General features: G+C 70.2%; 10 protein-coding genes. 1 reads left to right on the top strand and 9 read right to left on the bottom strand.

The window, feature by feature from the left end; all coding sequences use genetic code 11:
- Position 1 precedes the first annotated feature (1 nt).
- Together RT054_RS01600 and RT054_RS01595 are read right to left on the bottom strand one after the other, a co-directional pair.
- The gene (locus tag RT054_RS01600; RefSeq protein ID WP_313021781.1) at positions 2–946 is read right to left on the bottom strand and encodes an SPFH domain-containing protein; all 945 of its coding nucleotides are present in this window, start codon (positions 944–946) and stop codon (positions 2–4) included.
- 277 nt (positions 947–1,223) lie between these two features.
- Complete coding sequence (locus RT054_RS01595) at positions 1,224–3,401, bottom strand: S9 family peptidase (protein WP_313021780.1); 2,178 nt, start codon at positions 3,399–3,401, stop codon at positions 1,224–1,226.
- Between the two features lie 151 nt (positions 3,402–3,552).
- On the opposite strand from RT054_RS01595, the gene RT054_RS01590 reads away from it, so the two are divergent.
- Positions 3,553–5,121: an SDR family oxidoreductase gene (locus RT054_RS01590; protein ID WP_313021778.1), complete on the top strand. Its 1,569-nt coding sequence runs from the start codon at positions 3,553–3,555 to the stop codon at positions 5,119–5,121.
- Between the two features lie 39 nt (positions 5,122–5,160).
- Here RT054_RS01590 and dnaE read toward each other — a convergent pair whose 3' ends face one another.
- From dnaE to RT054_RS01555, 7 genes are all read right to left on the bottom strand, one after another.
- On the bottom strand, positions 5,161–8,778 hold the full coding sequence (gene dnaE, locus RT054_RS01585) for a DNA polymerase III subunit alpha (protein WP_313021776.1): 3,618 nt from the start codon (positions 8,776–8,778) through the stop codon (positions 5,161–5,163).
- 104 nt (positions 8,779–8,882) lie between these two features.
- Positions 8,883–9,815 carry an RluA family pseudouridine synthase gene (locus RT054_RS01580; RefSeq protein WP_312719687.1) on the bottom strand — a complete coding sequence of 311 codons (933 nt, stop codon included), beginning with the start codon at positions 9,813–9,815 and terminating at the stop codon, positions 8,883–8,885.
- On the bottom strand, positions 9,808–10,314 hold the full coding sequence (lspA, locus tag RT054_RS01575) for a signal peptidase II (protein WP_312719702.1): 507 nt from the start codon (positions 10,312–10,314) through the stop codon (positions 9,808–9,810). The genes RT054_RS01580 and lspA overlap by 8 nt, the downstream gene beginning before the upstream one ends.
- Positions 10,315–10,385: 71 nt before the next feature.
- Complete coding sequence (locus tag RT054_RS01570) at positions 10,386–10,841, bottom strand: TraR/DksA C4-type zinc finger protein (RefSeq protein ID WP_313021772.1); 456 nt, start codon at positions 10,839–10,841, stop codon at positions 10,386–10,388.
- A gap of 116 nt (positions 10,842–10,957) precedes the next feature.
- The gene (locus RT054_RS01565) at positions 10,958–12,031 is read right to left on the bottom strand and encodes a DivIVA domain-containing protein (protein ID WP_313021771.1); all 1,074 of its coding nucleotides are present in this window, start codon (positions 12,029–12,031) and stop codon (positions 10,958–10,960) included.
- Between the two features lie 146 nt (positions 12,032–12,177).
- On the bottom strand, positions 12,178–12,480 hold the full coding sequence (locus RT054_RS01560) for a YggT family protein (protein ID WP_312719683.1): 303 nt from the start codon (positions 12,478–12,480) through the stop codon (positions 12,178–12,180).
- Between the two features lie 18 nt (positions 12,481–12,498).
- On the bottom strand, positions 12,499–13,239 hold the full coding sequence (locus RT054_RS01555) for a cell division protein SepF (RefSeq protein WP_396837176.1): 741 nt from the start codon (positions 13,237–13,239) through the stop codon (positions 12,499–12,501).
- Between the last annotated feature and the right edge of the window lie 31 nt (positions 13,240–13,270).

Genomic DNA, 13,270 nt, shown 5'->3' with positions numbered 1-13,270 from the left:
GTCAGGCGTACAGGCTGCCCGTGTTGATGACCGGCGACGCCTTGGACTCACCGCAGAGCACCACGAGCAGGTTGCTGACCATCGTCGCGCGACGCTCGTCGTCGAGGGCGACGATGGACTCCTCCTCCAGCTTGGCCAGGGCCATCTCGACCATGCCGACCGCACCCTCGACGATCCGGGCGCGAGCCGCGACGATCGCCCCCGCCTGTTGCCGTTGGAGCATGGCCTGGGCGATCTCGGGCGCGTACGCGAGGTGGCTGATGCGCACCTCGACGATCTCGACACCCGCGACGGTGACGCGCTGAGCGACCTCGTGTGCGAGCTGGGCCGAGACCACGTCCGTCGACCCTCGCAGCGAGGTGCCCTCCCCCGCCGGGTCGTCGTAGGGGTGGGTCGTCGCGACGTGACGCAGTGCCGCTTCGGACTGGACCCGCACGAAGTTCTTGTAGTCCTCCACCGAGAAGCAGGCGCGTGCGGTGTCGGCGACCTGCCAGACGACGATCGCGGCGATCTCGACGGGGTTTCCGTCGGCGTCGTTGACCTTGAGTGCGCTGGTCTCGAAGTTGTTGACGCGCACCGACACCGCACGCTTGCTCGTCAACGGCGTCACCATCGAGAGCCCGGTGCGGCGGGTGGTGCCCACGTAGCGGCCGAAGAACTGCAGCACCTTGGTCTGACCGGGCTGCACGATCGTCACCGAGCTGAAGACGAGTGCGGCGAGCACGAGCAGCGCGACGACGAGGACGACGACGAGGACCCGCGGCCCCGCTCCGCCGCGCCCGAGGATCTCCATCGCGGCGAGGACGATCGCACCGACCGCGCACAGGATGCCGACGAGGAGCGCGAGGAACCCGTTGACACCCCAGGCCGGTGACTCGTCGACGTCGACCCGCGCCCCCTCGTGGCCGACGGGCGTCGTGGCCGGAGCCTGACGGTCGGGGCCCACGGCCTCCCCCTCGGCGGAACCCGAGGGCGTGGGCGACGGGGCGCCCGACGGTGCGGTGTGTGAACGCGGTTCCGAGTGCGTGGACGACATGAGGGACCTCCCCGAGTGCGGCGTCAAGCTGATACTAATACGATATCACTTTTCTCGCCGCGTGGAGGCCTGGCGGCGCCCGATCGTGCACGCCGCGGCGAGGTGACCCCGGCGCGGTCTCGACGCAGGGCGCGCGTCGTGACGTGGCGGGACGAACGCACCCGGAACCTCGTCACCGGGCCCCTCGTCACGCGGTGCGGCGCACGGCGTCCGGGACTGGCCGGAGCGGCTCCCCGGCGCCGATCCCGTCGAGGACGAAGGCCTCCTCCTCCGCCCACTGCCGCCAGGCGTCGTAGCGTCCGGAGCGGCCCCCGTGACCGGCGACCATCTCGGTGCGCATGACGATCGGGCGCTCTCGCTGGTCGGAGGTCACCGTCTCGCGCAGGCGCGTCACCCACTTGAGCGGTTCGCCGACCTCCACGCGGGTGTCGTTGAGGCTGCTCGTCGCGAGGATCGCCGGGTAGGCGGCGGCCCGGATGTTCTCGTACGGGGAGTAGGCCTTCATCACCGCGTAGATCTCGGGGTCCGCGAGCGGATTGCCCCACTCCTCCCACTCACCGACGGTGAGGGGCAGGCTCGGGTCGAGGATCGTCGTGAGCGCGTCGACGAACGGCACCGCGGCGTGGACCGCCCGGAACAGCTCGGGCGCGAGGTTGATCGCCGCACCCACGAGCAGACCGCCGGCCGACCCGCCCTCCAGGCCCAGGCGGGCAGGGTCGACGAACCGGGCCACACCGAGGTGCCGCGCACAGTCGACGAGATCGGTGAACGAGTTGACCTTGTCGGCGAATCGCCCACTCAGCCACCAGGATCGGCCCATCTCGCCCCCGCCACGGACGTGGGCGACGGCGAGGACGACGCCTCGGTCGAGGAGCGAGAGCGTCGGGATCGAGAAGAGCGGATCGCTGCTGATCTCGTAAGCGCCGTAGCCCCGCAGGATGCCCGGCGCCGTGCCGTCGAACGGCACGTCGGCCCGGCGGACCACCGACATCGGGATCGGCGTCCCGTCGGTCGCGTCCACCCACACCCGCTCCTCGACGTAGTCACCCGGGTCGTACCCTCCGCGCACCTCGCGGGTCTTGAGCACCTCGACCGCTCCCGTCGCCGGGTCGAAATCGACGACGCGTCGGGGCACGAGGAAGGACTCCTGGAGGATCTGTAGCGTGGGGGAACTCCACTCGGGGTTCTCCCCCGTCGCGATGTTCCCCAGCGCGGAGAAGGCAGGCACCTCGACGACGCCGGCCGGCGGCGCCGTGCGACCACCCTCCGCCCACGGCAGGACGCGGACGACGGGGAGGCCGCCGGTGCGCAGCGACACCGCGGCGAAGCCCTCGAAGGCCTCGACGCCCAGGACGCGTTCACCCTCCCCGGGGGTCCACCACTCCTGCCACGTGGCAGCCGAGTCAGGTTGTGCGGCAAGAACATCCGCAACCGGGACGACTGAGATGGAGAAGTCGACGCGCTCACCGTTGTGGACGACGAGCAACACGTCGCCGGCGGGTTCGACGTCGTACTCCAGGTCGGGGGTACGGGCGCGGACACAGACGAGATCGCCGGTCGGGTCCGCGAGGTCGAGGAGGTGCACCTCGGAGCTGCTGCGCGAGGACGTGACGAGCACGAGCCACCGCTCGTCCCGGGAGGCGTCGATGCCCATCCAATGGGTCTCGTCCTCCTCGTGGAAGATGCGCACGTCCTCGGAGGCGGGGCGACCGACCTCGTGCCGCCACACCTCGTGCGGACGCCAGGCGTCGTCGAGACGGGTGAAGAAGACGTACCTGCCGCAGCGGCTCCACACGAGCCCGCAGCCCACGCCGCGCACGACGTCGTCGACCGTCGCGCCCGTCGCGATCTCGCGGACGGTCACGTCGAACCGTTCGTCACCGCTCCGGTCCACCGAGAACGCGACCCGATCCCCGCCCTCGTCGACCTCCGCCGCGCCGAGCGCGAAGAACTGTCCACCCCCCGCTTCGACGTCCCCGTCGACGAGCACCTGCTCGTCCTCGGGGACGACGTCGGGGTCGACCACCGGCCGCGCGGGGTCGCGCGCGGGCACTCGGCACAGGCGTCCGTACTGGCGCCCCTCCTGGGTGCGCGAGTAGTACCACCAGCCCCGGTACCGCACGGGGACGGAGAGGTCCGTCTCCTTCGTGCGGGCCTTGATCTCCTCGAACATCGCCCCGGCCAGCGGCTCCAGGTGGGCGGTGACGGCCTCGGCGTAGGCGTTCTCCGCGTGCAGCAGGGCGACGACCTCCGGGTCGTCCGTGTCGCGCAACCAGGCGTACGGGTCGGTGACGGTGTCGCCATGGTGTGTTCGCGATGTGGGACGAGCCGTCACCTGCCGCGGTCGTGGGAACGTGTGATCCATGCGGGAACTCTAGGCCAGGACTCAGGAACGGCTCAGGAAGCAGGTCGGTCGGCCGACAGGCACCCCGGTGGCCACCCCCTCGTCACCCCCGCCGCGTCGCACCGCTCCGGTGCGGGCGGCGGTCGCCGCGATCCGACAGGAGCCGACCTTCGTGTCTCACACCTTCCGCACCCTTCCGCCCCGCCGTCGCCGCGTTCTCCTCACGGGGGTCACCGGGTTCGTCGGTCAGGCCGTTCTCGAGCGGTTCCTGCGCGAAGAGGCGGAGATTCACGTCGTCGTCCGAGGTCGCGGGGGCGAGAGCGCGGAGGACCGTCTCGACGAGGTCCTCACGCGCGCGGCGTTCGACCCGTGGCGCGAGGAGGTCGGGCCCGCCGGCGTCGCCCGCGCCCGCAGCCACGTCCACGTGGTGGAGGCCGACCTGTCCGAGGATCTGCCGCCGCTGCCCACCGACCTCGACGTCGTCGTGCACAGCGCGTCGAGCGTGTCCTTCGACGACCCGTGGGACGTCGCGATCCGCGCCAACGTCCTCGGCCCGAGGAGCCTCTACGAGGCACTGGAGCGCGCGGGCGGCCGGCCGCACGTGATCCACGTCTCGACCTCCTACGTGCAGACCGACCGCACCGACCTCGCCCTCGAGGCCTCCGTCGAGCACGACGTCGACTGGCGCGTCGAGGTCGACGCGGCCCGTGCGCGTCGGGCCGAGCTGGTCGCGGGCTCGGGGGTCACCGAGCTCACCGGAGAGCGACGTGCGGCCGCGGTCCGGGAGGCCGACGCGACGATGCGGGGCCTCGGCCGCGAGCGCGCCCGGGAGCTCGGGTGGACCGACGTCTACACGATGACGAAGTCGCTCGGCGAGCGCGTCGCCGAGGAGCTGTGGGGGGCCTGCGGGAACCGCCTCACCGTCCTGCGTCCGACGATCATCGAGAGTGCGGTCGCGCGTCCGTTCCCCGGGTGGATCGACGGGTTCAAGGTCGCCGACCCGCTCATCGCCGCCTTCGCCAAGGGCCGGCTCGTGGCGTTCCCGGGACACCCCGACGCGGTCCTGGACGTCGTGCCCGTCGACCTCGTCGTCGACGCGATCATGGCGGCGACACTCGTGCCGCTGCCCGACGCCGCCCCGCGGTACCTGCAGGTGGGCACGAGCGTGAGCAACCCCATGACCCTCGACACCCTGCGCGCCCACGTCGAGGGGTACCTGGCCACCTCACCGTGGGTCGACCGCGCAGGCGCCCCGATCCGCGTCCGGCCCTGGCGCTTCCTCTCCCCCGACGCCCTCGACGCCTGGGCGGGGCGACGCGCCGCGGTGTTGGGCGGGCTGGCCCGCACGCTGGAGATCGTTCCCGGCTCGTTCCCGCACGCTCGCAGCCGCGTCGAGGCCGCCCGCCGCGGGCTGCGCCTCGTGCGCTCCTACGCGGGCATCTACCAGCCGTACACGTGCAGCCGCACGCGCTACGACGACACCGCCACCCGGCAGCTGCTCGCGGACGCCGCGACCCTGGGTGCGCCCCCGGCGGTCGACGTGCGCGGCCTCGACTGGGCCCACTACATCCGTGAGGTCCACATGCCGAGCCTCACCCGGACCGCGACCGAGTACCGGCGCCGCTCGGCGGAACGCCGCGCCCTCGAGGGTCGACCGATCACGCGCGGACGGCAGGGTGCCGGTCGGGCCGGGCGCGCCGGTCGGGCCGTCGGCGCCGCCGCCATGGTCGTCGGCGCCTGAACCGTCTGCGCCTGAGCCGCCACGGCGCCTGAGCCCTTCTCAGGCGAGACAGGACGCGCCGAGAAGGGCCTTGAGGTCACCGAACAGGGCGGGTGAGGCCGTCACCCGGAGGGTGTCGTCGAGCTTCATCACGACGCTGCGTCCCGGTTGGGTGAGCCGCAGGTGCACCTCGGTGGCTCCTGGGTGCTCGTGGAGCACGCTCTTGAGCTCGCGGGCCAGCCCGTTCGTCGCGCGCGCGGCCGGCATCGACAGGACGACCGGGCCGCGGGGGCCCTCGGAGATGTCGGGGAGCATGAGCTCCTGGGCGTAGATCGACACCTGGTCGTCACGGCGGTTGATGCGACCCCGCACCGCGCACACGGTGTCGGTGGCGAGCATCGTGCTCACCGTCATGTACGTGCTCGGGAAGAACAGACATTCGACGGCACCCTCGAGGTCCTCGACGGTGACGATCGCCCAGAGGTCGCCCTTCTTCGTGCGCTTGAGCTGCAGGCCGGTGATGAGCCCGGCGATCGTCACCGTGGCACCGTCGGCGCGGCCACCCTCCTCGACCGAGGCCGAGACCGAGGCCACCGAGGTGTCGCTGTGCTGGGCGAGGATGTGCTCGATGCCGAACAACGGGTGGTCGGAGACGTAGAGGCCGAGCATCTCCCGCTCGTAGGTGAGCAGGGTGTGCTTGTCCCACTCCTGCGAGGGGATCGGGGGCAGCCCGTCCAGACCGCCCGTGCCGGACGCGGCGTCGTCCTCCTCGTCACCGAAGCCGAAGGCCCCGAACAGGGAGTCCTGCCCGATGGCCTCCTTGCGCTTGATGTCGACGAGGGCGTCGACGTAGCTCTCGTGGACCCGGACGAGGCCGGCGCGGGTGTGCCCGAGGGAGTCGAACGCCCCCGCCTTGACGAGCGACTCGATCGTGCGCTTGTTGCACACGACCGCGGGCACCTTGGAGAGGAAGTCGGAGAAGCTCGTGAACTCCCCCTTCTCCTCCCGGGCGGCGACGATGGCGTCGACGACGTTCTGGCCGACGTTGCGGATCGCGGCCATGCCGAAGCGGATGTCCTCCCCGACGGCGGCGAACCGGCCGATCGAGGAGTTCACGTCGGGAGGGAGGACCTGGATGCGCATGTGGCGGCACTCGTTGAGATACAGCGCCGACTTGTCCTTGTCGTCGCCGACGCTCGTGAGCAACGCCGCCATGTACTCGGCCGGGTAGTTCGCCTTGAGATAACCCGTCCAGTAGGAGACGAGACCGTAGGCCGCGGTGTGCGCCTTGTTGAACGCGTAGTCCGAGAACGGGACGAGGACATCCCACAGCGCCTTGACGCTCGCCGCGGAGAAACCAGTGTCGAGCATGCCCTTCTCGAAGTTGACGAACTCCGCCTCGAGCACCTCGCGCTTCTTCTTGCCCATCGCCCGGCGGAGCAGGTCGGCGTTGCCGAGGGTGTAGCCGGCGAGTTTCTGCGCGATCTCCATGACCTGCTCCTGGTAGATCACCAGGCCGTAGGTCGTGCCGAGGATCGGCTCGAGCGCGTCGATCATCTTCTGTTCGAGTTTGCCCTCGAGGCGCGGGTCGAGCGGGACGATCTCCTGTCGCCCGTTCTTGCGCAGGGCGAAGTTGGTGTGCGCATCGACGCCCATCGGACCGGGGCGGTAGAGCGCGAGCGCCGCGGAGATGTCCTCGAAGTTGTCGGGTCGCATGAGCCGCAGCAGGGTCCGCATGCCGCCACCGTCGAGCTGGAAGACCCCGAGCGTGTCGCCGCGCTGGAGGAGTTCGTAGGTCTTGTGGTCGGTGAGGTCCTTGGACAGCGCGTCGAGGTCGATCTCCTCGCCCCGGTTGAGCCGCACGTTGTCGATGGCGTCGTCGAGGATCGTGAGGTTGCGCAGGCCGAGGAAGTCCATCTTGACCAGCCCGAGCGTCTCGCACGTCGGGTAGTCGAACTGCGTGATGATCTGCCCGTCCTGCTCGCGACGCATGATCGGGATGACGTCGATGAGCGGCTCGCTGCTCATGATGACGCCGGCGGCGTGCACACCCCACTGCCGCTTGAGGCCCTCGAGGCCGAGCGCGGTCCTCACGATCTCCTGCGCCTGCGGGTCCTCGTCGTGCATGGCGCGGAAGTCGACCGCCTCGGCGTACCGCTTGTGCTCGGGGTCGAAGACGCCGGACAGGGGGATGCCCTTGCCCATGACGTCCGGCGGCATCGCCTTGGTGAGCTTCTCGCCCATCGCGAAGGGGAAGCCCATGACCCGGCTCGCGTCCTTGAGTGCCTGCTTGGCCTTGATCGTGCCGTACGTGACGATCTGCGCGACGCGCTCCTCGCCGTACTTCTCGGTCACGTACCTGATGACCTCACCGCGCCGACGCTCGTCGAAGTCGACGTCGAAGTCCGGCATGGACTTGCGCTCGGGGTTGAGGAACCGCTCGAAGATGAGTCCGTGCGGGATGGGATCGAGATCGGTGATCTTCATGGCGTACGCGCACATCGAGCCGGCGCCGGAGCCACGCCCGGGCCCGACCCGGATGCCCTGGGACTTGGCCCAGTTGATGAAGTCGGCGACGACGAGGAAGTACCCGGGGTAGCCCTTGCCGATGATGACGTCGGCCTCGTACGCCGCCTGCTTGCGGGCGTAGTCCGGCACGCCGTCGGGGAACCGCTGCTGGAGACCGGTCTCGACCTCCTTGAGGAACCAGCTCGTCTCGTCCTCCCCCGGCGGGCAGGGGAACCGCGGCATGAACCGGCCCTCGCCCTCGACGAACTCGACCTCGCACCGCTCGGCGATGAGGAGGGTGTTGTCGCACGCCTCGGGGAACTCGCGCCACAGGTGGCGCATCTCCTGGGGGCTCTTGAGGTAGAAGTCGTCGGCGTCGAACTTGAACCGGTTGGGGTCCATGAGCGTCGAGCCCGACTGGACGCACAGCAACGCCGCGTGTGCCTGCGCGTCCTCCTTGCGGGTGTAGTGGAGGTCGTTCGTGGCGACGAGGGGAAGCCGAAGCTGTCGGGCGAGCCGGAGCAGGTCCTTCTGCACCCGACGCTCGATGTCGAGCCCGTGGTCCATGAGTTCGCAGTAGAAGTTCTCCGGACCGAAGATGTCGCGGAAATCGCTCGCCGCCTTGATCGCCTCGTCGTACTGCCCGAGCCGCAGCCGCGTCTGGATCTCCCCCGACGGGCACCCCGTCGTGCCGATGAGCCCCGTTCCGTACGTCTCGAGCAGCTCGCGGTCCATGCGCGGCTTGAAGTAGTACCCCTCGAGCGAGGCGAGCGAGCACAGGCGGAACAGATTGTGCATCCCCGCGGTGTTCTCGGCCCACAGCGTCATGTGGGTGTAGGCCCCCGAGCCGGAGACGTCGTCACGGCCGCCGTCGCCGTACTTGACCCGCGTCTTGTCGGTGCGGTGCGTGCCCGGGGTGAGGTAACCCTCGATGCCGATGATCGGCTTGACCCCGTACTTGCGCCCCTTCTTCCAGAACTCGTACGCCCCGAAGATCGACCCGTGGTCGGTGGTGGCGACCGCGGGCATGCCCATGCGGGCGGCCTCGGAGAACAGGTCGTCGATCCGCGCCGCCCCGTCGAGCATGGAGTACTCGGTGTGGCAATGCAGGTGGGCGAAGTTCTGGCCGGGAGCGGGGGCGGCTGAGGGGGAGGCGGGGTTGTCACTCATCGTGGCCGCATCCTACGACCGCCGGCCGACAATGACCGGCCGCCCTCGGCCCCCGCTCGCACGCGTCGCGGAGGCACCTCACGTCGCCGCTGCTCGCAGCTCTCTCAGCCCTCGGCGACGACGTCGAGGGCGTGTTGGAGATCGTCCGGGTAGGTGCTCTCGAACGTCACGTACTCCCCGCTGCCGGGATGCTCGAAGCCGAGCGCCATCGCGTGGAGCCACTGCCGGTCCAGACCGAGACGGGCCGCGAGGACGGGGTCGCCGCCGTACAGCGGGTCCCCGACGCACGGATGCCGCAGCGCCGCCATGTGGACCCGGATCTGGTGGGTACGCCCGGTCTCGAGCTTGACCTCGAGCAGGCTCGCGTGCCGGAACGCCTCGACGACCTCGTAATGCGTGACGCTCGCCTTGCCGCTGCGCATCACCGCGAACTTGAACTCGTGTCCCGGATGCCGCCCGATGGGCGCGTCGACCGTGCCGACGACCGGGTCGGGCAACCCCTGGACGAGGGTGTGGTAGGTCTTGTCGACCTCCCGGTTGCGGAACGCCCGTTTGAGCATCGTGTACGCGTACTCGCTCTTGGCGACGACCATCAACCCGCTCGTGCCCACGTCGAGACGACTGACGATCCCCTGCCGCTCGCTCGCCCCCGAGGTCGAGATGCGGTACCCCGCCGCGGCGAGACCCCCCACCACCGTCGGACCGGTCCAGCCCACGCTCGGGTGGGCCGCGACGCCGACGGGTTTGTCGACGACGACGATGTCGTCGTCGTCGTGGACGATCGTCATCCCCGGCACGGGTTCGGCGACGACCTCGAGGCCGGTGGGCGCGTCCGGGTCGGGCAGCCGCACCTCGAGGATCGACCCCCCGGTGAGACGGTCGGACTTGGCCACCGCCCGGCCGTCGACCAGGACGTCACCCGCGCTCGCGAGATCCGCCGCCTTGGTGCGGGAGACCCCGAAGAGTCGCGCGAGGGCCGCGTCGACCCGCTCGCCCCCGAGGCCGTCGGGCACCGGCATCGTGCGGACGTCAGCCACGCTCGACCTCCTCGGCGGGGATGGCCTCCGCGGACGCGGCGGCCCCCCTGGCCCCGGTGAAGGGAATGTCCTTGACCGCGGCCACGAGGATGCACACCGCCGCGGCGGTGATGAAGGAGTCCGCGACGTTGAACACGGGGAAGTTCGGCAGCATGAGGAAGTCGACGACGTGGCCGTGCGCGAATCCCGGCGGCCGAAAGAGTCGGTCGGTGAGGTTGCCGAGCGCCCCGCCGAGAAGGAAGCCCGCCGACATCGCCCACCACCGCGACCCGACGCGCAGCGACGCGACCAGCAGGCCGGTCGCCACCGTGGCCATGATGACCGTGATCACCGGGGTGAAGGCCGTGCCCATGGAGAACGCCGCCCCGGGGTTGAACACGAGGGTGAACTGCAGCAGTCGGCCGAGGAACGGTTCGGCCTCACCCTGGGTGAACCGGGCGAGCGCCCACTGCTTGGTGAGCTGGTCGAGGGCCCAGACGAGCCCGGCGACACCGAGCATGGTCACGGTGAGCGCCGGGCGCCTGGGGAGACGCGACGAGGCACGCCTCGACGCGGTGGATGGGGAGGAAATCAGCGACGCTCCGTCTTCTGTTTGCACGCCACGCACAAGGTGGCACGGGGAAAGGCCTGCAGGCGCAGCTTGCCGATGGGCTGGGCGCACTGCTCGCACACACCGTAACTGCCGTCGGCGAGACGTTCGAGCGCGCGTCGGGACTGCTCGAGCAGCAGGCGCGAGTGCTGGGTGAGCGTGAGTTCCTGCTCACGCTCGAGCACCTTGCCCCCCGCGTCCGCGGAATCGTCCCCGGCGCCGACCCCCGCGTTGCGCATGAGGTCGGACAGGTCCGCCTCCGACATCTCGATCTCGGCGGCGATCCTGGCGATGTCCGAGCGCAGCTCGGCCTCGATCTCGTCGATCTCGGCCTGCGTCCACTCCCCCGATGCCTCGCCGATCACCACACCCGGGACCCTCGCCCCGACCTCGGCCGCCCCGGCCACCTCTGCGGCAGGCGGTGTCACACGTGCCATCTGCTCGTTCCGATCCACGTCTTCCGAGACGGTGGCTCGTGCCGCCGTCGTGCAGGTCAGGATAGGGCAGACGAGCGGCCCGAACGGAGGTGTCGCCCGCCCCGATCGCCGTGGCGTCAGGCCTGGTCGCCCACCGAGACCTCGTACTCGTGCGAACCGGAGTCCGCACCGGACTCCTCGTGCGCGACACCCTCTCCGACGGAGGCGTCGGGCCGCGGCCCCGGCTTGATGTCGCCCGCCTGCGTGAGGCGCTCCGCGTGGGCCTGCACGAGGGAGGTGAGCGCCGTGCGGTACTCCTCCTCGAACGAGGCGAGCTCGCCGATCTTCGCGTCGTAGGCGACGCGGCGATGCTCGAGGTCGCCGAGCACGGTGTCTCGACGGGACTCGGCGTCGCTGACCAGCTCGTCCGCCGTGGACTGTGCCGCGGTGACGAGACGGTCGTGCTCGGCCTGACCGGCACTGAGCAGCTCGTCGTGACGGGTCTGCGCCGACTCGACCAGCTCGCTCCGCCGGGCCTCGCCGGTGGCGACGAGCTCGTCGTGCCGGGCCTGACCGGTCTGGACCAGGTCGTCGTGACGCGCCTGGCCGGTCTCGAGCAACTCGGCGTGACGGGCCTCGGCCTCCGAGACCAGTTCGTCGCGCCGGGTGGTGCCCTCGGTGACGAGGCGGTCGTGTTCCTGACGGCCCTGCTCGACGTACTCGTCGTGGACGCGCTGCGCGAGCGCGATGACACCCGCCGCGTCGGCGGGCGCGTTCGCCGCGCTCGCGGTCGTGGCCTCGACGCCACCGGTGGCGTGGTCCTGCTCGGACCCCTGGGCACGCGCACGGGCGGCCTCGATGCGTTCCGCGGCCTCTCGCTCGGCGCGCTCGGCCTCGGCCACGGCGGCGGCGATGCGCTCCCGGGCCTCGACCTCGGCCCGCGCCGCACGGGCCTGCGCCTCCTCGAGGGCCTCCTGGGAGGCGGACATGTCGGCGGAAAGACCACCACCCCCACCGAAGACCGTCGTGCTCGCTCCGGCACCGACCGCGACGGAGGAACGGGCGCGCAGATCGCTGTTCTCGCCGGCGAGGCGACGCAGTTCGACGACGACCTCGTCGAGGAAGTCGTCGACCTCCTGCTCGTCGTAACCACGCCGGAACTGGGTCGCCGTGAAGTGCTTGTTCAGGACGTCCTCAGGAGTGAGAGCCATGTCGAACCCTTTTGTCGCGCCGTCATATCCGTCATCAGAGTAACCCCAACAACGGTGATCGGCCGACCCCACATCCACAGGATCGTCGCAGGTGAGAGGCCCTTTCCTTTCATCGATCGTCCAGGTCGGACGATTGTCAGAATTGTTTATCGACCCGCCGAGATCGCCATTTGCGCCGTGATATTGCTGAGGACGGAGACGACGATGAACAGCAGGACGAAGCCCAGATCGAGCGAGACGCTGCCCAGACGCAGCGGCGGGATGACACGACGCAGCGCGTTGAGCGGAGGGTCGGTGAGGCCGTAGACGACGTTGGCGATGACGAGCACGACGCCCTTGGGGCGCCATTCACGGGCGAAGACCTGGACCCAGTCGATGACCAGGCGCACGATGAGAACGAACAGATAGAGGCTGAGCAAGGACGAGACGAGCGAGAACAGCAGCTGCATGGGTTCGATTATCGCCGCTCAGCTCTGGTTGAACACGCCGCGGCGGGCGCGAGAGCCCTCGGCGCTCTCACTGGAGGTGACCTCGAGGTTCACCGGCGAGAGCAGGAAGACCTTGTTCGTCACCCGCTCGATCGTGCCCTGCAGGCCGAAGACCAGGCCTGCGGCGAAGTCGACGAGGCGCTTGGCGTCGGCGTCGTCGAGGTCGGAGAGGTTCATGATGATCGGCGTGCCCTCCCGGAAGGTCTCGCCGATCTTCTTGGCCTCGTTGTACGTCCGCGGGTGGATCGTGCAGATCCGGTGCACACCTGACACGTCCACGTCCTTCACGACCTCACTCACGGGGGTACGGCGCGGAAACGGGGTGACTTCCGCGGTACGGCGCTCCTCGACGGGGGCGAGAGCGATGCTCGCCCCGCGACGCTCACGGGCCGCGGGGATCACGGTACCGGCGTCCTCGTCGTCGTCCACCCGAACGAGCGAACGACGCTCCTCGACGTGGTCGCGGGACGCGTGGTCCCGGGACGACTCACGTCCGGCGTCACGCACCGGCTCCCGGAGCTCGCGTTCGGTGCGCTCGCCCCGCTCGACCCGGTCCGATCCCGACGGCGCGGAGACGTAGGCCTCCGCGTCGTGGTGACGATCGTCCTCCCGTCGGCGGGAGTAGGTCTCACGCTCGTCGTCGTCCTCGTAGCGCACCTCGCGGTCGTCCTCGTCGGCCAGACCGAGGTATACCCAGGCCTTGCGCAGTGCTCCCGCCATCAGTGTGCTCCCACCTACTGTTCGTGCTCGT

The organism is Mobilicoccus sp. (assembly GCF_032060985.1).
Taxonomy (GTDB): domain Bacteria; phylum Actinomycetota; class Actinomycetes; order Actinomycetales; family Dermatophilaceae; genus Mobilicoccus.
The sequence above is the reverse complement of the archived record's forward strand: the minus strand, read 5'-3'. Positions and strand labels throughout refer to the sequence as shown.